Here is a 22488-nt window from a genome sequence, read left to right on the forward strand (position 1 = left end):
CTTTTTCACGTCCAATCTCCATCAGTTGGGGGATTGGACTCCAAACCACGGTGCTACTCAAAAGTGGGGGGACGTCGCTAGCATCACAGGCATCAAGACCCCGACTAAGCTTGGTTTCGTGCAAACCCTGAGTTTTGCAGGGTTGACTATTAGGGATGCATCAATACATGTCTCGAAGGATGACTCGAATGCCGCTGAGGATGGCATCTTGGGATTAGATGTACTTCAGAAATTTCCGTCACTTACTTTCACGAAGGAAAAACTGTTTTTCGGGAAGCCGCCAGAGGCAGACTGCAAAAATCGCTTCACAGTCTCCTCGAACATATTTGGAGACATTATTGGAGTCAAAGCAGGCGGGACGCTTTATAACGGACAGCCCGCCGTCGCAATTCTAGACACGGGAAACGCGACGGCCAAGGTCTCGCCGACATGGTGGGCCGTCAAGCACTTCCGTATTCCGGTCCTTGGCATCAAACGAGGTTACGCGGCCGACTCAAGTGGACTTCATCCAATAGATCAGGGAGAAATTGAGGGCAGACTTGAGTTTCTTGGTAAAGAATATTCAGGGCCAATGACCGTTGAAGCAAACTACCAATTCGGCGCCGTAGACTTCAATATTGGCATGCCTTTTTTCTATGGACACAACCTCTATGTGGACTTCAAGGAAAAAAGGATGTGCTTTTTTCACTAGCCAATGTCAATTTGAAGCGTCGCGGAGGTGAGCGCTTCAGCGGGTGCCCCGACACCCCTTCAAACACCATTCGTCCCACTATCAGCGAAAAAAAGGCCATGAAAATCATGGCCTTTTGATTACACGATAAATCCGGGATGTGGTGCAAATTAGAACGGAATGTCGTCGTCGTCGAAACCGCCGGCATCCGCCGGAGCAGGCGCCTGCCGAGGCATGTCGTTGCCGCCGCGCTGGAAGTCGTTGTTGTTGCCACCACGACCACCGCCGTAACCGCCACCGCCGCCGCCACCGGAACGGCCACCGCCGCCCTGGCCACGCTGCTGGTAGCCGCCGCCACCACCGCCACCCATGCCACCTTCGCTGCCGCCACCGAGCATCTGCATCTCGCTGGCCACGATGTCGGTGCTGTAGCGCTCCACGCCCTGCTTGTCGGTGTACTTGTCGGTGCGCAGCGAGCCCTCGATGTAGATCTGACGGCCCTTCTTCAGATATTCGCCGGCGATCTCGGCGAGGCGGCCGAACAGCTTCACGCGGTGCCACTCGGTGCGCTCCTGCTTCTCGCCGCTCTGCTTGTCGGTCCAGCTCTCGGAGGTGGCGACGCTGAGCGTGGCGATGGCGGTGCCACTGCCGGTGTAGCGCACCTCGGGATCGGCGCCCAGATTGCCGACCAGGATGACCTTGTTGATGCCACGTGCCATGGAACTACCTCGCTGTGCTTGACCGGCCCGGGAGGCCGGCCGGCGGTCGTGGATGACCGGGTCACCGGCGTCGGCCGGCTCCGGAATGGCCCCCTATCATAGCCCGAGCCCACCGCCGCGGCTCGGCCCGAGCCCGGGCCGGCATCTCCCGCCGCATCCGCGGCGCAGCGGCGCGCGTAAACACGTTGGACAGCGCCATGACCATGGCGCCACCTGCTCCCGCCGGCGTGGAGGCCGACCTTGAGGACCATCCCCCTGTTGCCCGTGCTCGCGGGCCTGATCCTGTCTGCGGCTTCGGCCGGCCATGCCACGGGCGCCGCGCCCACGGGCGGCACCGGCATCCGCCAGCTCGAGGGCCGGGCTTATGCCACCGGAGACGGTCACCTGATGTACACCGAGAGCCACTGGCTCTACGCCGACCACGGCGTTCCCGCCCGACTGGTGCTGTATCGCTGCCCCGATGGGCGGCCGTTCGCGCGCAAGTGGCTGCGCGAGGACGGGCCGGCCCAGGCGCCGGACTTCGAGCTGACCGACGGCCGCAGCGGCTACCGCGAGGGCGTGCGCCGGACCGGTGACGGCCGGGTCGTGTTCGTGCAGCCGGGCGGCGGGGCCACCGAGCGGAGCGCGAGACTGCCGGCTTCGCCCGATCTGGTGATCGACGCCGGCTTCGACGCCTACATCCGCCAGCACTGGGACCGTCTCGGCCGCGGCGATGCGGAGACGGTGCCATTCCTGATCCCCAGCCGCCTGGGCGCACTCGACTTCAAGGTGCGCCGCCTCGACGACGCGCTGGTCGAGGGGCGGCCGGCCCGTCGCTACCGGCTGGGGCTGGCCAGCTGGATCGGCTTCGCCCTGCCCCACATCGACGTGGCGTACGACGCCGCGAACCGCGAACTGCTGCAGTTCGTCGGACTGGCCAACATCAGGGGCAGCAACGGCGACAACGTTCGGGCACGGATCGTGTTCGATCCGGCAGCGGAGCACCCGGCCACGCCCGGGTCGCTCGACGCGGCACGGGTCGAACCGCTGGACGGCCGCTGCCCGATTCCCTGAGCGGGCGGCTCAGGCGGCGCGGTCGTGCGCTCCGCCGCGCTCGCCCGACAGGGTGGCCACCGGGTAACCCGCCTCCTGCCAGGCCTCCAGCCCGCCCTGCAGTGGCCGCACGTTGCGGTAACCCAGTGACATCAGCAGGCTGGCGGCCTTGGCCGCCGAGACCTCGTTCGGGCAGCTGCAGTAGATCACCAGCTCGCGGTCCCGCGGCACGTCGGCCAGCGCCAGGTGAACGCCCTCCAGGTCGGCCAGCAGCGCGCCGGGGATGGCGCGCCCGTCCAGCAGTCGCGCCGCGGACGAACGCACGTCCACCACCACCGGGTTGCGTCCGGCGGCGATGGCGTCGTTGAGCTCCTCGACCGAGATCCGCGCCATGCGCAGCGAGACCAGCAGGCGGTGGCGCTGCCACCACTTGACGACGATGTAGAGCACCAGCAGGACGGCCAGCCCTTGCAGGGCGACCACTCCGGCCTGCTCGATCGCGTCGATGACCCGGTCGATCTGCGGCGCGAAGACATAGCCCACACCCACCGCTGCGCCGGCCCACAGCAGCGAGCCGAGGCCGTCCAGCAGCAGGAAAGCGCCCGGGCGCAGGCCCATCGCGCCGACCAGCGGCGGCGCCACGGTGGACAACCCCGGCACGAACTTGGCCACCAGCAGCATGCGCCCGCGCCAGCGCTGGAAGCGCAGCTCGGACTGTTTCACGCAGGAGTCGGGCGAGAGCGAGATGCGGCACAGCGTGCGCATCACGCCGCCGCCGAAGCGGCGACCGGCCAGGTACCAGCCGGTGTCGCTGATCAGGCTGGCCACCAGCGCCGCCAGCAACACGCCGGGAAGCGGCAGCCGGTCCCCGGCAGCCAGCGCGCCGGCGACCACCAGGGTCGGCACCGCCGGCACCGGCACGCCGGCCTGTTCGGCCAGCACGTTGACGAACACCACGAACAGGCCGTAGTGCGCGATCAGCGCAATGAGGTCATGAGCCATGCGCGACGTCCCTGGCGCGGCCGCAACCGGCCGCAGGACGTCATGATTGGGTCGACAGGCCCGTCTTGCAATCGGCCTCGGCAACGACCGCCCGGGCGGCGATCCGGCGCGCACCGACCACCACCAGCGGCAGCCACAGCAGGGTCATCGCCGCGGCGCAGGCGAACACGCCGGCCGGACCCAGCCGCCCCAGCGCGTAACCGCCCAGCGCACCGCCGACGAAGGCGCCGACGAACTGGCTGGTGGAATACGCCCCCATCGCCGCGCCGCGCAGCTCGGCCGGCGCCAGCCGCGAGACCAGGCTCGGCAGCGAGGCCTCCAGCAGGTTGAAGCCCGAGAAGAACAGCGTGGCGGCGACGCCGAGCAGGAGCACGTGATCGCCCCCCAGCGCGAACAGCACCAGCGCGACACCGATCACCACGATGCAGGCCTGCACGATGCGCAGGCTCTGCGCCACTTCCTTCATCCGGTGCATCATCCCGCCCATCACCAGCGCGGCGATCACCATCACCGGCAGGTACAGCTCCCAGTGCTTCTGCACCGGCAGGTGCAGCTGGTTGACCAGCAGCAGCGGCAGGCCGACGAAGCTGGCGGTCAGCAGCATGTGCAGGAAGAACACCGAACCATTGAGCACCATCAACCGGCTGTCGCCCAGCATCGAGGCGACGCCGCCGAAACTGCTCGCCGCAGGCGCCTTCGAACGCTCCGGCGTAGGCACGATGAGCCACAGCAGGATCAGCGCGAACAGCGCCAGCAGCGAGGTCGCGGCGAACAGGCCGGGCAGACCGTCGATCGCTTCCAGCGGCGGCCCGAGGATCAGCGCGAGCAGGAAGGCCATGCCGATCGACACGCCGATGATGCCCATCACCTTGGAGCGGTTCTCCTCGCGGGTAAGGTCCGCCGCCAGCGCGGTGCCCGCGCCGGCCACCGCTCCCATGCCCTGCAGGGCACGACCGATCACGATACCCACGAGGGTATGCGAGGCCGCGGCAACCAGGCCGCCGGCGATGAACACGCCCAGGCCCAGGGTGATCGCCGGCTTGCGGCCGATGCGATCGGACAGCATGCCGAGCGGGATCTGCAGCAGCATCTGGCCCAGGCCGTAGACGCCCAGCGCCATGCCGATCAGCCAGTCCGACGCATCGGGCATCGTCTGCGCGTACACCGAGAACACCGGCATGATCAGGAACAGGCCGAACAGCCGCAGGCTGATCACGCAGGCCAGGGTCAATGCGCTGCGGCGCTCGAGTCGGGAAAGTGCACTCACGGGAGGTTCCAGATCGGCGAAGGTATCCGGCGATTATACGAGTCGTGACCGGATTGGCCGTTGTGGTGACGTGTCGCGCCATCGCGCGATCCTGCGCCCGCCCTATAATCGGGCGCTTGTGACCACCCTGACCGCAAAGATGCCGATGCCCGCCGACGCCCCCCGCCCCGACGATTTCACCCGAGTGCGCGAGCTGGCCGCCGGCGACATGCAACGCGTCGATGCGCTGATCCGCCATCGCCTGTCATCCGACGTGGTGCTGATCAACCAGATCGCCGAACACATCATCGCCGGCGGCGGCAAGAGATTGCGACCGATGCTGCATGTGCTGGCGGCAGGCGCGGCCGGCTACAGCGGCGACAAGCACACCAAGCTGGCGGCGATCATCGAGTTCATCCACACCTCCACGCTGCTGCACGACGACGTGGTCGACGAGTCCGACCTGCGCCGCGGCCGCAAGACCGCCAATGCGCTGTGGGGCAACGCGGCGAGCGTGCTGGTCGGCGACTTCCTGTACTCGCGCTCGTTCCAGCTGATGGTCGAACTGGACGACATGCGCATCATGCGCATCCTCGCCGACACCACCAACACCATCGCCGAAGGCGAGGTGCTGCAGCTGCTGAACATCGGCAACGCCGACGTGGACGAAGCGGCCTACCTGGCGGTGATCGAGCGCAAGACCGCGGTGCTGTTCGCCGCCGCCACCGAGCTCGGCGGCCTGCTCGGCGGCCTGCCGGACGACCAGGTCGCCGCGCTGCGCAGCTACGGCATGGAGCTGGGCTACGCCTTCCAGATCGCCGACGACCTGCTCGACTACGTCAGCGATGCCGACACGCTGGGCAAGAACATCGGCGACGACCTCGCCGAGGGCAAGCCGACCCTGCCGCTGATCTACGCGCTGCAGAAAGCCAGCCCCGAGCAGGCACAGTCGCTGCGCCACGCGATCGAACACGGCGGGCTGGATTCGCTCGACCGCATCGTCGCCGCCATCCGCGATTCCGGCGCGCTCGAACGCACCCATGAACGCGCCCTGCAGCACGCCCGCGCCGCCCGCGCGGCGCTGGCCGGACTGGCCGACTCGCCGCATCGCGACGCGCTGCTGGCGCTGGCCGACTACTCGGTCGAACGCCGGCACTGACCCGGCACCGCGTGGCCGCGCATCGACGGCCCCGAAAAGGGCTTCGCACAGCCCTTTGACGCCATTTGCCCCCGACGACACGAATCTGTGGCAGGGTCTGGCGAATGGAGATCAGATCGATCCAAATTTTCGCGCGACGGTGTGCCTGTACCCTGCTCGCAGGGCTGCTGCCGGGCCTGGCTACGGCCGGTCCAACAGCGCTTCGCACGATGCGCCTGGATCACGGCTGGGAACTTCGCCTCGCGCCCGGCTCACCGGCGACAAAGGCGCATCCGGAAGGCGCCCAATGGCAGGTCGCCACCGTGCCGGGCAGCGTGCAGGCCACCCTGCTCGCCCACGGCCAGTTGCCCAACCCGGACTGGCGCGACAACGAAGCGAAGGTGCAGTGGGTCGGACTGGCCGACTGGCAGTACCGGCGGCGTTTCACCGTCGATCCCGCGCTGCGCGGCGAGCGCCATCTCGCGCTGGTGTTCGACGGCCTGGACACCCTGGCCGACGTCACCCTCGACGGACGCCCGGTATTGCACGCGGACAACATGTTCCGGCACTGGCGCGTACCGCTCGACGGCCTCGACCGGGCCGCGGAGCACACGCTGGAAATCACTTTCCACTCGCCCGTGACACGGCTGCAGCCGTGGCTGGCGAAACAGCCCTACGCGCTGCCCGGCGAGTTCGACTCCGCCTTTGGCGACGAACCTCCCGGTCGCCAGGTCGCCAACTACGTGCGCAAGGCGGCCTACCAGTTCGGCTGGGACTGGGGCCCACGGATCATCACCGAGGGCATCTGGCAGCCGGTGCGGCTGGAAGCATGGAGCGGCTGGCGACTGGACGATTTCCATGTGGCGCAACTGCACGTCGACGCCGACCAGGCACAACTGCGCGCCGGCTTCGCGATCCGCGCCGATGCCGCGGGCCCGGCGCAGCTCACCGTGCACTGGCGCGCACCCGATGGTCGCGAGGGTTCGGCCACGCGCGCGGTGCAGCTCGTCGCCGGCGAGCAGCAGCTCGACCTGCCACTGACCATCGCCCATCCGCAACGCTGGTGGCCGGCCGGCTACGGCGCGCCGAACCTCTACGCAATGTCGGCCGAAGTCACCGTCGGCGACCGCGTGGTCGCGCAGGAGCAACGCGAGATCGGCCTGCGTTCGATCGAGCTGCGCCGCACGCCCGACCGCTGGGGTCGCAGCTTCGCCTTTGTGGTCAACGGCGTGCCGGTGTTCGCCAAGGGGGCCAACCTGGTGCCGTTCGACTCCCTGCCCTCGCGCACCACCGACGCCCGCATGCGTCGCCTGCTGGACGATGCGCGCGACGCGCACATGAACATGCTGCGCGTGTGGGGCGGTGGCACCTACCTGCCCGATGCGTTCTACGCGATGGCCGACCGCCGCGGCCTGATGATCTGGCAGGACTTCATGTTCGGCGGAGCGATCCCGCCGCCCGATGCCGCCTTCCGCGCCAACGTGAAGCAGGAGGCGATCGAGCAGGTGACCCGGCTGCGCAACCATCCGTCGATCGTGCTGTGGTCGGGCAACAACGAAGTGCAGACCAGCTGGGAGAGCTGGGGCGACCGGCAGGCGTTCCGGCGGCGCATCGGCCCGGCCGAGAGCATGCGCATCGAACAGGGCATGCATGCGCTGTTCGACGGCACCCTGCACGAGGTCGCCGCTCAGCTTGATGCCGACGTGCCGTACTGGCCCGGCTCGCCGGAGAGCGACGATGGCGCCGCGGCCAACAGCCCGGACAGCGGCGATGCCCACGTGTGGGATGTGTGGGGTGGCTCGGCACCGGTCGAGGACTACCTGAAGACCACACCGCGCTTCCAGTCGGAGTTCGGCCTGCAGTCGCTGCCCGCGATGGCGACGATCCGGACGTTCGCCACGCCGCAGGACCTGGCGATCGACTCGCCGGTGATGCGAGCACACCAGAAATTCGACCACGGCAACGGCAACCAGCGGCTGCTGCTCTACGTGCGTCGCGGCTACGGCGAGCCGAAGGATTTCGGATCGTTCGCCTACCTCAGCCAGGTCATGCAGGCGGACGGCATCGAACTGGCGGTGGACCACCTGCGCAGCGCACGACCGCGCAGCATGGGCGCGCTGTACTGGCAGCTCAACGACGTGTGGCCGGGGGCGTCGTGGTCGAGCATCGACGTCGACGGCGGCTGGAAGGCGCTGCAGTTCCGCGCCCGGCACTTCTACGCACCGGTGCGCGTGGTGCCGCTGCGCCGGGACGGGCGTACCGCGGTGTTCCTGGTGTCCGACCGCACCACGCCGCTCGCCGCGCAGCTGCGCACGCGGGTGCTCGACGTGAACGGTACGATGGTCTCGGACACCATGCGCGCCGTGACGCTGCCGCCGCTGGCCAGCACGCGCATCGACGACCTCGCCGATGCCGACCTGCTGCACGGCGCCGACCCGCGCCGCACCGTGGCAGTGTTCGATCTGGTCGCCGACGGCCAGGTGCTTTCGCGCCATCTGCTGTATTTCCGCCGCGCGGTGGATCTGGTCCTGCCCGATCCGCAGATCAGGGCCACGCTGCGGCGGGACGATCGTGGCCTCGTTCTCGAACTGCAGGCCAAACGCTTCGCCCGCGCCGTATGGATCGACTTCGGCGACCTCGACGCCACGCTGTCGGACAACGGTATCGACCTGCTCCCCGGCGAACGCGTCACGTTGCGGGTGACATCGCGCGATACGCCCGACACGCTGCGCCGGGCGATGCACCTGCGCTCGCTGGTCGACGCCACCCTGCCGCATGGAACCACGCCATGACGATGACCCGCCGCACCCTGCTCAAGCTCGCCGGCGCCGCCGCCGGTGGACTGGCCTCGGGCACCGGCTTCGCCCGGGGGCAGGCCGCAGCCACCACCCCTCGCTACGCCAGCCACCGCCCGCCGCCGGCCAAACGCCTGTTCACCAGCGCCGCGGTGGAGCGGCAACTGGCACAGACCACGGCGAAGATCGGCGACCCGGAACTGGCCTGGCTGTTCGGCAACTGCTACCCGAACACGCTGGATACCACCGTGCACCTTGACACCCTGGACGGTCGACCGGACACCTTCATCGTCACCGGCGACATCGACGCGATGTGGTTGCGCGACTCGTCCGCCCAGGTCTGGCCCTACCTGCCGCTGGCGCGCGGGGACAAGGCGCTGCAGCGGCTCTACCGCGGGCTGATCCACCGCCAGGCCCGCTGCATCGCGATCGACCCTTACGCCAACGCTTTCCTGCCCGACCCACGCAGCCGCGCCGCGCTGAGCTGGGCGCTGCACGACGACACCGACATGCGCCCCGGCGTGGCCGAGCGCAAATGGGAGATCGATTCGCTGTGCTGGCCGATCCGCCTGGCCCACGGCTACTGGCAGGCGAGCGGCGACACGGCCCCGTTCGACGACGACTGGCGCGCGGCCATGCACGCGGTGCTCGCCACCTTCCGCACCCAGCAGCGCAAGCACGATCGCGGCCCGTACCACTTCCAGCGCCTGTCCGAAGTGGCCTCGGAGAACCCGCCATTGAGTGGCTACGGCAACCCGACCCGGCCGGTCGGACTGATCCATTCGATGTTCCGCCCCTCCGACGACGCCTGCCTGTATCCGCTGTCGGTGCCGTCCAACTTCTTCGCCGTCACCTCGCTGCGGCAGCTGGCGACGATGAGCGACACCATCCACCACGACCGGCAATTCGCCGACGACTGCCGCGCGCTGGCCGACGAGGTGGAACAGGCGCTGCACCGCCATGGTCCGTTGACCGGCAACGACGACGTCTGGGCCTACGAGGTGGACGGCTTCGGCAACCAGGTGTTCATGGACGACGCGAATTCGCCCAGCCTGTCCAGCCTGGCCTACCTCGGCGCCTGCGCTGCCGATGACCCACGCTACCGACGCACCCGTGCGCTGGCCTGGAGCAACCGCAACCCGTACTTCTTCGAGGGCAAGGCCGCGCAGGGTATCGGTGGCCCTCACCAGGGATTGCGGATGATCTGGCCGATGTCGATCACCATGCGCGCACTGACCAGCGACAGCGACCGCGAGATCGCGCAGTGCCTGCACTGGCTGAAGACCACCCATGCCGGCACCGGCTTCATGCACGAGGCGTTCGACCAGGACGACCCGTCGAAATACACCCGCCCCTGGTTTGCCTGGGCCAACAGCCTGTTCGGCGAGTTGATCGTCACGCTGGCCGAACAGCGCCCGCGGCTGCTGCAGGCCTGAGCCATCCCACCCTCCCCGCCCACGGAGAAACAGCACCATGGTGACCCGTCGCCGCTTCCTGCAAGGTTCCGCCACCGCCCTCACCCTGCTCGGCACCGGACTGGCGCGCACGACGCCACTGGCGGCCGCGCTGGGAGACGCGCTGCACGCGCCGGCATCCCACGCGGCGCAGGGCGCAGGACTTGCCCGCTACGTCGACGTGTTCGTCGGCACCGGTGGCCATGGCCACACCTATCCCGGTGCCTCGGTGCCGTTCGGCATGGTGCAGCTCAGCCCCGACACCCACGACGCCGGCTGGGACGCCTGTTCGGGCTACCACCAGGGCGACGGCTCGATCATGGGCTTCTCGCACACCCACCTGTCCGGCACCGGTGCCTCGGACATGCTCGACGTGCTGGTGATGCCGGCGCAGGGTCCGGTGGAACTCGAGCCGGGCGACCGCGGCCGGCCGGACATCAACTACCACTCGCGCTACGACCTGCCGCCGGCACCGGGCAAGCCGCAGCAGTTGCCGGTCGACGCCGTGATCACGCCGGGCAAGGGCTATCGGCAGCGCTTCAGCCAGGCCGAGGAAACGGCACATCCCGGCTATTACCGGGTGCGCCTGCAGGATCACGACATCCTCGCCGAGCTCACTGCCACCGAGCGCACCGGCCTGCACCGCTACACCTTCCATCGCCCGGGCAAGGGCCATCTGCTGGTGGACCTGGCGCACGGCTTCCACGACGACCCGAAGACCCCGTGCAAGGTCAGCGACGCCACCCTGCGCATGGTCGGCCACGACACCCTGGTCGGCTCGCGCCGCGTACACCAGTGGGCCAACGGACGGACCATCCACTTCGCGATGAAGGTCTCACGCCCATTCGTCCGCGCCGAACTGTTCAGCGACGACCGTTCGCAGGGCGATACCGGCGAAGCCCGCGGCACGCACCTGAAGGCGGCGCTGCATTTCGACGAGGTGGGCGAGGCGCCGCTGCTGGTCAAGGTCGGCCTCTCCGGCGTCGACATCGACGGCGCGCTGCGCAACCTGGAACGCGAACAGCCCGGCTGGGACTTCGACGGGACCCGTGCGCGGGCACTGGCCGCATGGGAGAGCGAACTCGGGCGCATCCGCATCGATGCGCCATCGGACGAGGTGAAGCGGATCTTCTACACCTCGCTCTACCACACCATGCTGGCGCCCACGCTGTTCGATGACGTCGACGGCCGCTATCGCGGCATGGACGCGAAGATCCACCAGCTCGATGCAGGCCAGCACAACTTCAGCACCTACTCGCTGTGGGACACCTATCGGGCGCTGCATCCGCTGTTCACGCTGGTGCAGCCCGAGCGCGTACCGGTGCTGGTGAACGGCCTGATCCGCATGGCCGCGGAAAGCCCGGACGGCCCGCCGGTGTGGCCGCTGCAGGGCGTGGAGACCGGCTGCATGATCGGCTACCACTCCGCCTCGGTGGTGGCCGAGGCGATCGCCAAGGGCTTCCCCGGCATCGACGTGGCCAGCGCCTGGCCGCTGTTCCGCCAGCGCGCCATGGTCGACGATTACCGCGGCCTGCCGTACTACCGCAAGCTCGGCTACATCCCCAGCGACAAGGACTGGGAGGCGGTCAGCAAGACGCTGGAATACTGCTACGACGACTGGGCCGTGTCACACATCGCCGACGCGGCCGGTGCGCACGATGAGGCGAAGGCGCTGCGCGAGCGTTCGCGCAACTACCGCAACGTGTTCGACAAGTCGGTCACCTTCGTGCGTCCTCGCGGCGCCGACGGAAAGTGGCTGGAGCCGTTCTCGCCCGATGCCGTCGGCCACTCGGACAAGTGGCGCGACTTCACCGAATCCAATGCCTGGCAGGCGACCTTCCTCAACCAGCACGACCTGGCCGAGTACATGACGCTGTTCGGTGGCGACAAGGCGTTCGAGGCCAAGCTGGATGGCCTGTTCAACGCGCCCCCCTCGCTGTCCGGCAACGCGCCACCGGACATCGCCGGCATGGTCGGCCAGTACGCGCACGGCAACGAACCCAGCCACCACGTGGCCTACCTGTACGCCTACGCCGGCGCGCACCACAAGACGCAGTCGCGCGTGCGCATGCTGCTGGACACCATGTACCGCGCTGCGCCCGACGGTCTGGCCGGCAACGAGGACTGCGGCCAGATGAGCGCGTGGTACGTGCTCGGCGCGCTCGGCCTGTATGCAGTGGACCCGGTCAGCACCCACTACGTGTTCGGCAGCCCGCTGCTGGACCGCGCCGAACTCGCCCTGGGCGGCGACCGCACCCTGGTGATCGAGACGAAGGGCAACGGCCAGGACGCACCGTACATCCAGTCGGTGACATGGAACGGCCAGCCGTGGACGCGCAGCTGGATCGGTCATGCCGAGCTGGCCAGGGGCGGGCATCTGGTGTTCACCATGGGCCGCACCCCGAACCCGGCATTCGGTCGTGACGTGGCGGACCGGCCGCCATCGATGCAGGTTTAATACGCTTGCATCCGCCCGCGGAGAGCCTGGCGAAGCGCGCGGCCCCATGCCTGAAGCCCCGGGGTTTCCCGGGGCTTCCTGTTCAGCCATCCCTCGACGGTGAACGCCGCTTCGCGCCCGGTCCGACCGAAGAAACCGGCGATCAGGCCAGGGCCAGCCGCAGCGCCTCCAGTTGCGCAGCGTAATGTTGCCACTCACCGAGTCCACGGCTGTGGATGGCCTCGCGAACCTGAGCGCTGCTCGGCGTCGCCACCGGTGCGGTATTGCGTTCGGGGTGCAGGCAATCCTCTTCCAGATCCAGCCGGCAATACGCCAGCACCTCGCGCATCACCCTCTCCGGCTGCTGGACCAGCGCGGCATATGAAACATCGAGCACGGCACCGGGGAGCGTGGCGTGCCAATGTCTCATCAGACGAACGTACTGCCCGTGGTAATGCGCCAGCGACGCCAGGTCGTAGCTGTAGGCCGAGGTATTGCCGAACATGGCCTTGAGATTGGAAAAGCACACGTCCATCGGTTCCCGCACCATGTGCAGGATCGGGGCATGTGGCAATGCTCGGTGAATGATGTCGACGAACGGGAAGTTCGTCGGCAGCTTGTTGATGTAGTACCCACGTCCCTGCGCGCGCCACTGAGTCTGCCTCAGGTAGCGCGCTCCGAGCTCCTTGAAATCGATGTCCCTGCTGCGATTGATGAGCTCCACCCTGCGCTGCACGCCGCCATCGGGCACATCCGCGAGCCACTGCAGCTGACGCAGCAGCTCATTGATCTCCCCCGCGGAAACCACCTCCGAATGGTTCGACAACATGCGATCGAGCAGGGTCGACCCGGACCGGGGCATGCCAACGATGAAGACGGGTATGGGGCCACCGAACTCAGGCAGCTGCGTGCTGACGGCCGGACCGGCCAGGGGCAGGCGAATGATCGCGTCCGTGACTGCAGCTTCACCGGCAGCATCGTACGGATTGAGCGCATGCATGATTGCGTTGCTGCGCTCCAGCGCCGACCAGGCCTCGGCGTATTGCCCGAGGTCATCGAGTTCCTTGAAGAGCGCGTGTTCGAATTCGGCACGTACAAGATTGTCCGCGGCGACATGGCTGTCGACCGGGATACGGCCAAGCTGTGCCCGAAGGAAGTCGATGTGGTTCGATCCTGCGGTCTGCCGGCGCAGGCGAGCTCGCGCCATCGCCGCACCGCTGAAGGTCGGCCAGCGGCGCAAGCACGTCTCGAGCACCGCCCCTGCCGCCTCCAACTGACCGGAAAACTGAAGCAGCATGGCGTGCAGGTAGTGCTCGTCCGGCGTGTCGACACCCGCAGCCATTGCGCGCTCGAGCAGGACAAGTGCCGCAGGAATCTCATTGAGCATCCAGCGCAGGTGGGCCTGCACGGCGAGCAACGAGGCTGACGATTCGTGCGCGATCGAGGGATGCTCAAGGCAAGCCCGAGCCGCAATGGTTTCGCCGCGGATGCACAGGCGCCGGGCCAGCTCCGTGAGCAGCGCGGCATCATCGGGAAGCCCGGACATGACTGCCAGCAGTTCCCTGGTGGATGCGCGCAGTTGGCCACGTTCGAGCAACACGTCGGAAAGTTGCATGCGGGCGACGGCATCGTGGGGCACCCGCTCGAGCAGGGTCTCGAGTGTTGCCTGCGCAGCAACCAGCTGGCGATTTTCAATGTACTGCCGCGCCCGGCGCCGAAGGCGATCCTCCGACGCGTGAAGGGGGTCGATTGTCATCGGCAGATGTTGCATCGTGCTTCTGCGCCAAGGCAAATGCCTGCCGCCGCGGTCCAGGTCGGGAACCGGCCGCCTGTTGCCGGTCGGACGCCACGCACATCACCTCGCAATCGTGGCAACCACCCCGCCCCCGGCCATCCGGATCCCGCGCCGTCCGATGCGCTTTTGCCAGGGGCAACGCTGTCCGGTGACCCGGGACCTAGTCGGTGCCGGCGAACGCGTGATCCAGCCAGTCGTGCATCAGCCGGTAGCTGCGCGCGGCGGCGCGGGCGTCGTACATGCAGCCGGGGCTGTGCTGGTCGGTCTCGGTGAAGCAGTGCACGGCGTGGCCGAGCACCACGAACTGCCAGTCGGCCGGGCTGCCGCGCATCTCGTTCATGAAGGCATCGGCATCCTTCATGGTCCAGCTGTCGTCGGCGCCGTTCATCACCAGCACGCGGGCCTTGATCTGCTTCGCCAGGGCGGGATCGTCGGTGGTAAGGCCACCGTGGAACGACACCACCGCCGCCACGTCGGCACCGCTGCGCGCCAGGTCGAGCACGGCCGTGCCGCCGAAGCAGAAGCCGATCGCGGCCAGGTGCGTCAGGTCGATCGGCGCATCCTTGGCCTGCGCCTTGAGCTGCGCCAGTGCCTCGTTCATCCGCTGACGCATCAGCGGGCGGTTGGCATACAGGGGCTTGGTCGCGACCTCGGCCTGGTCATTGCTGGTTGGCCGTACGCCCTCGCCGTAGAGGTCGGTAACCAGGATCACGTAGCGCGAGCCGGCGATCATCTCGGCCTTCTTCACGGCCATGGCGTTGACACCGTACCAGTTCGGCACCATCACCAGCCCGGGGCGCTTGGCCGAAGTCGCGTTGTCGTAGACCAGCACGCTCTTGAAGGTGGTCCCGTCCCGGGTCCAGGTCACCGTCTTGTGCACCATCGCCGCGTGGGCGGCAACCGGACCGAGGACAAGCAGCAGCAGCGAGGCAAACCGAAGCAGGCGCATGGGATGACTCCTTGGTGGAAGGGAAAACTCAGCGGCCGGCGGCGTGATCGGCCAGCCGCTGCTTGAGCGGCGCGAAACGGTCGATCAGCCGCACGCCCAGCGCACGGGCGACAACCAGCGGCGCGGACTGCCAGCCGTAGATCCGGCCCAGCGCATCGAAGCCCAGCGCGTCCAGCGTGTCGGCACTGCGCCGGCGGCGCGCGTAGCGGCGCAGCACGTGCGGTGCGGCGATGTCGCGGCCCGCATTGCGCGCATCGACCAGGGTCTCGCGCAGTTCGGCCACGTCGCGCAGGCCGAGGTTCACGCCCTGTCCGGCCAGTGGATGCACCGCGTGGGCGGCATCCCCCAGCAATACGAAGCGCGCTGCCTCGTAGCGTTCGGCCAGCTGCAGGCGCAGCGGGAACGCCGCACGCGCACTGCTGCCGGTGATGCGACCGAGACGGAAGTCGATCGCCACACCCAGCTCGTCGCAGAAGGCTGCTTCGTCCAGCGCCAGCACGCGGGCAGCTTCGTCCTCGGGCAGCGACCAGACGATCGAGCTGCGCCCGTCGGCCAGCGGCAGCAGTGCCAGCGGACCGCCGGGCAGGAAGCGCTGCCACGCGGTGTGTTCGTGCGGCCGCTCGGTCGCCACGTGGGCAACCACGCCGCGCTGCGCGTAGTCGCGGCCGCGGGTGTCGATGCCGGCCATCGTGCGCAGCGGCGAGCCGGCACCGTCGGCGGCGACCAGCAGGCGCGCGGCCAGCGTGCGGCCATCGGCCAGCGCCACGTCGACCCGGTCATCGCGCGACTCGAAACCTGCCACCTCGGCCGGGCACACGCGCTGCACGCCGGTGCCGTCCAGTGCCTGCCACAACGTCGACTGCACCAGCGCGTTCTCGACGATGTAGCCCAGCGCCGCCAGGCCCTCGCGACCGGCGTCGAAATCGATCGCGGCGCCGCTGGCGGCATCCCACACATGCATGCGCTCGTAGGGGCAGGCGCGTGCGTCGCGGATCGCCGGCCACACGCCCAGCTCATCCAGCAGGTGGATCGAGGACGCGGCCAGGCCGACCACGCGCAGGTCGACCTCGTGTTCGCTCTGCCACGGCGCGGGCTCGCGCGACTCGACCAGCGCGGTGGCGAAACCGGCCCGGCCCAGCGCCAGCGCGGTGGCCGCGCCGACCATGCCGCCGCCCACCACCACCACGTCCAGCGCGGGGCCGCGGCGGCGCACGCCTTCTTCCCGTCCAATCAGCCGGCTCATGGCAGCGGCTCCCGCACGGCGCGCGGCGGGTCGCCGCGGAAACCCATGCCGCGCCGGGCCAGCAGGCGCTGCAGCGGCGGCACGCGGTCGTAGGCCAGCAGGGCCAGCGAGCGGAACGGCGCCAGCAGCGGCTGCGGCAGGCAGGCCAGCTGCACCAGGCCGTGGCTCATCGTCATGGTGCCTTCGCGATCGGGCGCGCGGCGTGCGGCGTACGTCTCCAGCAGCACCGGGGCACCGGGATCGGCGGCCTCGGCGACCAGCTCGGCCAGGGTCAGCGCATCGCGCAGGCCCAGGTTGAAACCCTGTGCGCCAATCGGGTGCACCGTCTGCGCCGCGTTGCCGACCAGCACCGCCCGCGGTCCAACCAGCCGCGTCGCCGCGACACGGCGGATCGCCCAGGGCTGGCGCCGGCCGGGCCGGGACAGGCGCCCCAGCTTGCCGCCGAAGCGCTGCTGGGCGAGCTCCGCATAGGCCGTATCGTCCAGCGCGGCGATCGCGTCCGCCTGCTCGGCCGGCACGGTGAGCACCAGGCCGGCGCGCCGCTCGGCCAGCGGCAGCAGGGCGATCGGGCCGTCGTCGCCGAAGCGCTCGAAGGCGCGCCCGGACGGATCACGCTCCGGCGTGATGGTGCAGACGAACAGGCTCTGGCCGTAGTCGTGGCGTTCGGCGGCAATCCCCAACCGCTCGCGCACGAAGGATTCGGTGCCGTCGGCGCCGACCACCAGGGCGGCGTCCAGCGTCTGGGTACCGTCGGCCGTGCGCACGGTGACGCGCCAGCCACCCTCGACCGACTCCATGGCTTCCAGCGTGGCCGGTGCCATGCGCACCAGGGTGCGGCAGCTCTCCAGCCGACGCTCCAGCGCCTCGCCCAGCTCGCGTGCCGGCAAAGTCCAGCCCAGCGCGTCCACGCCGTGGCGGGCGGCATCCAGCCGGGCCGTGCCGAACTCGCCGGCGCGGCTGACCTGGATGCGGGTGATCGGTGTGGCGCGCGCCTCGGCATGCGGCCACACACCCAGCGCACGCAGGCCGTTGACGGTGGCGCGGGCCAGCGCCAGGTTGCGCTCGTCGTAGCTGGCCGGGGCGGTGCGACGCGGTGGCGCGGTGTCGAGCAGGGTCGCCGGCACACCGGCGGCATCGAGTGCGATGGCCAGGCTGGCGCCCACCAGCCCGCCACCGACGATGAGGACGCCGCGCGGAGCGGCCGGGTCGTTCAGGTTCATCCGCCGCATGATACGCGCCCGGCCGACGGTTCCCGCAGCGGTGGGGCGTCGCGCCCGGCCGGGTCGCCAAGCGCCGGGCGCCAGACTAGACTAGGGGGTCGATTTTCGCCGCATTCCCAGGAGCCCTTCATGGCCATGACGCAGACCCAGCGCCTCGGCATCTTCACTCTTCTTGCCTTGGTCATGGGCGCCACGCGCCTGCACCATTTCGATGCGATCCCGGATGCGTCCTGGGGCGTGTTCTTCCTGGCCGGTTTCTGGCTGCGCGGCTCCGTGCGCTGGGCGTTCCCGCTGCTGATGGCGCTGGCCGTGCTGGTGGACTTCTTCGCCATCACCAGCCAGGGCCTGAGCTTCTGGAGCCACTACTGCGTCTCGGTCGGCTACTGGTTCCTGGTGCCGTCCTACCTCGCACTGTGGCTGGGCGGCAGCTGGCTGGCCCGCCACCAGGCCGGCCTGCGCGCCTCCAGCCTGGGCCTGGCCGCGCTGGCACTGCTGGTCAGCGAGGGCGTGTGCTACCTGCTGTCCAACGGCAGCTTCTACTGGCTCTCGCCGGTCACGGCCGCCGTGCGCAGCATGGACGGCTGGTTCGCCAACCTTGGCGACTGGTACCTGCCCTTCCTCGGCACCACGGCGATGTACGTGGCGATCGGCGCCGTGTTCCACGTGCTGGTGACCCTGCTGGCGCGTACCGCCGACAGCTCGCGGACCAAGCTGGCCGGCTGAGGCCGCCATGGGCAACCGTCTCTCCAAGATCTATACCCGCACCGGCGACGACGGCAGCACCGGCCTCGGCGACGGCTCGCGGGTGCCGAAGGACTCGTTGCGCGTCGCCGCCTACGGCACCGTCGACGAGCTCAACAGCACGGTCGGCATGGTGCTCGCCTGCGACGGCGTTCCCGACGACATCGCCGAGGCGCTGACCCAGGTCCAGCACGAACTGTTCGATCTGGGCGGCGAGCTGTGCATCCCGGGCATGGCGATGATCGACGACGCCGACATCACCCGCCTGGAGCAGGTGCTGGACCGTTTCAACGATCCGCTGCCGCCACTGAAGGACTTCATCCTGCCCGGCGGCGGCATGGCTGCATCGTGCTGCCATCTGGCGCGTACCGTCTGCCGTCGCGCCGAGCGCGAGGTGGTGGCGCTGGGCCGCGAGGAAAGCATCCGTCCGCAGGCATCGCGCTATCTCAACCGGCTCTCCGACCTGCTGTTCGTGCTGTGCCGGGTGCTGGCCCGCGCCAGCGGCCACGGCGAAGTGCTGTGGCAGCACGAGCGCCGGCGCAAACCCGCCCCTCCCGCTGCCTGATTTCCATGCTCCGCCTGTACACGCACGCGAGCTGCCTGCGACACGACCCCGGTCCGGGGCATGCCGAATCGCCGTTGCGTCTGAAGGCCGTGCTGCAGGCGCTGGACGCCGACCGCTTCGCCACGCTGGACCGGGTCGAGGCGCCGCGCGCCACCCGCGAGCAGTTGCTGCGCGTGCATGACGCGGCCCACGTCGACCGCGTGCTCGGCAGTGCACCCCGGGAAGACCGCGTGCAGCTGGATCCGGACACCTGGATGTCGCCGGACTCCGACGAGGCCGCGCTACGTGCCGCGGGCGCCACCTGCGCCGCGGTCGACGCGGTGCTCGCTGGCCAGGCGTCCCGGGCATTCTGCGCCGTGCGCCCTCCCGGCCATCACGCCACGCCCGGCCAGGCGATGGGCTTCTGCCTGTTCAACTCGATCGCCGTGGCGGCCGCGCATGCCATCGCTGCCCATGGCCTGCAGCGCGTACTGATCGCCGACTTCGACGTGCACCACGGCAACGGCACGCAGGACATCTTCGAGCGCGAACCCCGGGTGATGTTCGTATCCAGCCACCAGTCGCCGCTGTACCCGGAGACCGGCTTCGCGCACGAACGCGGCGTCGGCAACATCGTCAACGCGCCGCTGCCGGCCGGCGCCGGCTCGATGGAATTCCGGGAGACCTGGCATCACGAGCTGCTGCCGCGCATGCATGCCTTCAAGCCGCAGCTGGTGCTGGTTTCGGCCGGCTTCGACGCGCACCGCGACGACCCGCTCGCCGACCTGCGACTGGGTACCGAAGACTACGCGTGGATTACCCACCAGCTGGTCGAACTGGCCCATGCACATGCCGGTGGCCGGCTGGTGTCCAGCCTCGAGGGCGGATACGACCTGCGCGCGCTGGCCGCCAGCGCCGCCGCGCACGTCGAGGCGCTGCTCTACTGAGCTCGGCAAAGGCGGCCTGCGACTGAATCCGCAGACCCTTTCGACGCCTCCGAGCCTGCCGGCTGCGGGACGTTTCTGCTAGCTTAACGGGCCATTTCCGCCTAAAGACTGCCATCGTGACGATGACGCCGCGCCCGTTGCCTCCGCGCCGCCTGCTGGCGGTCGCTGCCGCCCTTGCCCTGCTCGGCGCACCGCTCGAAGCGGATGCCGCCACCGGCCAGACGCCGATGCCCGGCAACATGCGCGCTCCGGAACAGGTCAGCTGCCCGCTCGGCTCGTTCCTCTGTCCGGCCCGTCCGATCAGCTACGCGATGTGCCGCCCCAACGCACTGCTGTCGTTCTACGACCCGACGCTGCCACTGGACAGCTCCGGGCGCGATACCGCCAACACGGATATCCACGCCGAGCGCGCGGACAGCTCCAACCAGTCGGTCTACCGGTTCACCGGCGAGGTCCGCATGCAGCGCGCCGATCAACTGCTGCGTGCCGATCGCGTCGACTACAACGACCAGACCACCGATTACGATGCCCGCGGCAACGTGCGCTACCAGGAAGCCGGAGAGCTGCTCTCCGCCGATCGCATCAAGGGCAACAACACGGCCAAGCGCGGCGTGGCCGACAACGTGACCTACCAGTTGCTGCAATCGCGCGGCAATGGCGTGGCGAAGCAGGCCGTTCTGACCGACGCGCAGCACAGCCACTATCGGGACGTCACCTATTCGACCTGCGATGTCGGCCACCGACTGTGGGAGTTCAGCGCCAACCGACTCACCCTGAACCGCGAGACCGGAGTGGGCGTGGCCCATGGCGCCGTCATGCGTTTCGCCGACGTGCCGTTCTTCTACCTGCCGTACCTCACGTTCCCGATCGACAACCGGCGCAAGAGCGGCTTTCTGGCGCCCACGTTCGGCAGCTCCAGCCACTCCGGCTTCATGGTCAGCGTGCCGTACTACCTGAATCTGGCGCCGAACTACGATGCGACGTTGGAGCCGCGCACCTACACCAAGCGCGGCGCGATGCTGGCCGGCCAGTTCCGCTATCTGCTTCCGGGGACAACCGGCCATCTCGACTTCGAGTACGTGGCAAAGGACCATGGCCCCAACCTGGACGGCTCGGGGCTGGAGACCCAGGGCAAGCAGCGCTACCTGTACAAGTTCGGCGACACCACCCGCCTCTGGCCGGGCTGGGTGTTCACCACCAGCGTCAATCGGGTGTCGGACAAGAACTACCTGCGGGACTTCAGCAACGACCTCTACACCAACGCAACCAACTTCATCCCCTCCAACGCCTACGTTCTCGGATCGGGGAGCTGGTGGAGCGCCTCGCTGGGCGTGGATGCCTACCAGAACACCGACCCCTATCTCAACGACAACTCTCTCCAGTACCGGCGCTGGCCGCGTGGCACCCTGAATCTCGACGTGCCGCTCAACAACTGGCTCGAGTTCGGCATGAACAACGAGACCGTCGCCTTCCGCAAAAGCGGATACATCAGCGGCAATCGCGCCGACCTGTATCCGTACTTGGAAGCGGACTGGCAGGGAGCGGCGTGGTTCGTGCGACCGCGACTGGCCTATCGCTACACCGCCTACCAGCTGGACGACAATTTTCAACACTACGGCTTCGGCGGGCGGCTCGGAACTAATCAGCAGTCGCCATTCACCAGCCAAGACCCATCGCGCTCGCTCCCGGTCGCGAGTCTGGATGCCGGCCTGATCTTCGATCGCAGCACATCGCTGTTCGGAACAGGCTACACGCAGACCCTGGAGCCCCGGCTCTACTACCTCTACATCCCCTACCGGAACCAGGACGACCTGCCGCTGTTCGACACGCGGCTGATGAATTTCGACTACTGGCAGCTGTTCTCTCCGAATCAGTATTCGGGCGCCGACCGGCAGATGAACGCAAACAACCTCACCGGTGCCCTGACCACCCGGCTGCTCGACGACAACGGTGTCGAGCGGTTTTCCGCCAGCCTGGGGCAGATCCGCTATTTTGATCCACAGCGGGTAAAGCTGCCCGGCCAAAAGGTCACCGACTGGACCGGCTCCGACTACGTGGCCCAGGCCGACGTCCAGCTCAACGACCAGTGGCGGGCCAGCACCGCTTACCAGTGGAGCCCGAACACGCGCCAGGTCGATCTTGGCACCTTCCAGATCCAGCGCCGGATCAAGACCGACGGCGTCCTGAACTTCTCGTACCGGTTCCGCCGTACGCCGGGCAGCACCTCCGTGCTGCTGGAACAATACGACGCATCCACGGTCTATCCGGTCTCGGATCGCTGGCGCCTGCTCGGACGGTGGACCTATTCGGTCAAGGATCGCCGCACGGTGGAAGCACTGGCAGGTGTCCAGTACGAGAGCTGCTGCGTGATCTTCAGTGTGGTCGGGCGGCACTACGTGAGCCAGTACGCTCCCATAGGCAGCACATCGCAACGAATCCCCTCGAACAATGCGGTGATGTTCGAGCTGCAGTTCAAGGGCCTGGGCGCGTTCAACGGTCAGGCCGAGGACTTTTTCCGGCGTGCTATTCTGGGATATCAATAATTTGTCCATCGCC

Annotated in this window: 17 protein-coding genes; 10 read left to right on the forward strand and 7 right to left on the reverse strand. The window is 68.4% G+C overall.

Annotated elements, in window-relative coordinates:
• Window positions 1-691, forward strand: a 691-nt coding sequence (locus tag C693_RS23400; RefSeq protein WP_206740652.1) for a hypothetical protein, incomplete at its 5' end; no start/stop codon positions are given.
• Between the two features lie 149 nt (window positions 692-840).
• On the opposite strand, the gene ssb is transcribed toward C693_RS23400, so the two are convergent.
• Window positions 841-1389 (reverse strand): single-stranded DNA-binding protein, encoded by a 549-nt coding sequence (gene ssb / locus C693_RS0100005; protein WP_017460187.1) that lies wholly within the window; start codon window positions 1387-1389, stop codon window positions 841-843.
• A gap of 240 nt (window positions 1390-1629) precedes the next feature.
• Between ssb and C693_RS20670 the strand changes: the two genes are divergently transcribed.
• Window positions 1630-2442, forward strand: coding sequence for a hypothetical protein (locus C693_RS20670; protein WP_157798517.1), 813 nt, complete (start codon window positions 1630-1632; stop codon window positions 2440-2442).
• A gap of 9 nt (window positions 2443-2451) precedes the next feature.
• Here the strand turns inward: C693_RS20670 and C693_RS0100020 are convergent, their stop codons facing one another.
• Entirely contained in the window at window positions 2452-3423 is a 972-nt protein-coding gene (locus tag C693_RS0100020) for a DedA family protein/thiosulfate sulfurtransferase GlpE (protein WP_017460189.1), read from the reverse strand.
• Window positions 3424-3463: 40 nt separating this feature from the next.
• Entirely contained in the window at window positions 3464-4690 is a 1227-nt protein-coding gene (locus C693_RS0100025) for an MFS transporter (RefSeq protein WP_017460190.1), read from the reverse strand.
• 139 nt (window positions 4691-4829) lie between these two features.
• Between C693_RS0100025 and C693_RS0100030 the strand changes: the two genes are divergently transcribed.
• The 4 genes from C693_RS0100030 to C693_RS0100045 all read left to right on the forward strand — a co-directional run bounded on the left by C693_RS0100030 (window position 4830) and on the right by C693_RS0100045 (window position 12514).
• Window positions 4830-5828, forward strand: a complete 999-nt coding sequence (locus tag C693_RS0100030; protein ID WP_026107057.1) for a polyprenyl synthetase family protein — start codon at window positions 4830-4832, stop codon at window positions 5826-5828.
• A gap of 209 nt (window positions 5829-6037) precedes the next feature.
• Window positions 6038-8599: a beta-mannosidase gene (locus C693_RS0100035; protein WP_017460192.1), complete on the forward strand. Its 2562-nt coding sequence runs from the start codon at window positions 6038-6040 to the stop codon at window positions 8597-8599.
• A complete protein-coding gene (locus tag C693_RS0100040; RefSeq protein WP_017460193.1) occupies window positions 8596-10038 on the forward strand; it encodes a glycoside hydrolase family 125 protein in 1443 nt (480 codons plus the stop codon). Before C693_RS0100035 ends, C693_RS0100040 begins: the two co-directional genes overlap by 4 nt.
• Before the next feature lie 37 nt (window positions 10039-10075).
• Window positions 10076-12514 (forward strand): GH92 family glycosyl hydrolase, encoded by a 2439-nt coding sequence (locus tag C693_RS0100045; protein WP_017460194.1) that lies wholly within the window; start codon window positions 10076-10078, stop codon window positions 12512-12514.
• Window positions 12515-12656: 142 nt separating this feature from the next.
• On the opposite strand, the gene C693_RS0100050 is transcribed toward C693_RS0100045, so the two are convergent.
• From C693_RS0100050 to ubiH, 4 genes are all read right to left on the reverse strand, one after another.
• Window positions 12657-14264 carry a tetratricopeptide repeat-containing sulfotransferase family protein gene (locus C693_RS0100050; protein WP_241762599.1) on the reverse strand — a complete coding sequence of 536 codons (1608 nt, stop codon included), beginning with the start codon at window positions 14262-14264 and terminating at the stop codon, window positions 12657-12659.
• Between the two features lie 184 nt (window positions 14265-14448).
• On the reverse strand, window positions 14449-15237 hold the full coding sequence (locus tag C693_RS0100055) for a dienelactone hydrolase family protein (protein WP_017460196.1): 789 nt from the start codon (window positions 15235-15237) through the stop codon (window positions 14449-14451).
• Between the two features lie 28 nt (window positions 15238-15265).
• Complete coding sequence (locus tag C693_RS0100060) at window positions 15266-16480, reverse strand: UbiH/UbiF/VisC/COQ6 family ubiquinone biosynthesis hydroxylase (RefSeq protein ID WP_017460197.1); 1215 nt, start codon at window positions 16478-16480, stop codon at window positions 15266-15268.
• Window positions 16477-17700 (reverse strand): 2-octaprenyl-6-methoxyphenyl hydroxylase, encoded by a 1224-nt coding sequence (gene ubiH, locus C693_RS0100065; protein ID WP_017460198.1) that lies wholly within the window; start codon window positions 17698-17700, stop codon window positions 16477-16479. The genes C693_RS0100060 and ubiH overlap by 4 nt, the downstream gene beginning before the upstream one ends.
• A 129-nt stretch (window positions 17701-17829) precedes the next feature.
• Between ubiH and C693_RS0100070 the strand changes: the two genes are divergently transcribed.
• The 4 genes from C693_RS0100070 to C693_RS0100085 all read left to right on the forward strand — a co-directional run bounded on the left by C693_RS0100070 (window position 17830) and on the right by C693_RS0100085 (window position 22475).
• Window positions 17830-18423 carry a hypothetical protein gene (locus tag C693_RS0100070; RefSeq protein WP_017460199.1) on the forward strand — a complete coding sequence of 198 codons (594 nt, stop codon included), beginning with the start codon at window positions 17830-17832 and terminating at the stop codon, window positions 18421-18423.
• Window positions 18424-18430: 7 nt separating this feature from the next.
• Complete coding sequence (locus tag C693_RS0100075) at window positions 18431-19006, forward strand: cob(I)yrinic acid a,c-diamide adenosyltransferase (RefSeq protein WP_017460200.1); 576 nt, start codon at window positions 18431-18433, stop codon at window positions 19004-19006.
• 5 nt (window positions 19007-19011) lie between these two features.
• The gene (locus tag C693_RS0100080) at window positions 19012-19932 is read left to right on the forward strand and encodes a histone deacetylase family protein (protein WP_017460201.1); all 921 of its coding nucleotides are present in this window, start codon (window positions 19012-19014) and stop codon (window positions 19930-19932) included.
• A gap of 122 nt (window positions 19933-20054) precedes the next feature.
• Window positions 20055-22475 (forward strand): LPS-assembly protein LptD, encoded by a 2421-nt coding sequence (locus C693_RS0100085; protein ID WP_026107060.1) that lies wholly within the window; start codon window positions 20055-20057, stop codon window positions 22473-22475.
• Window positions 22476-22488: the final 13 nt, after the last annotated feature.

This window comes from Dyella ginsengisoli LA-4 (genome assembly GCF_000334915.1).
GTDB classification, from domain to species: domain Bacteria; phylum Pseudomonadota; class Gammaproteobacteria; order Xanthomonadales; family Rhodanobacteraceae; genus Dyella_A; species Dyella_A ginsengisoli_A.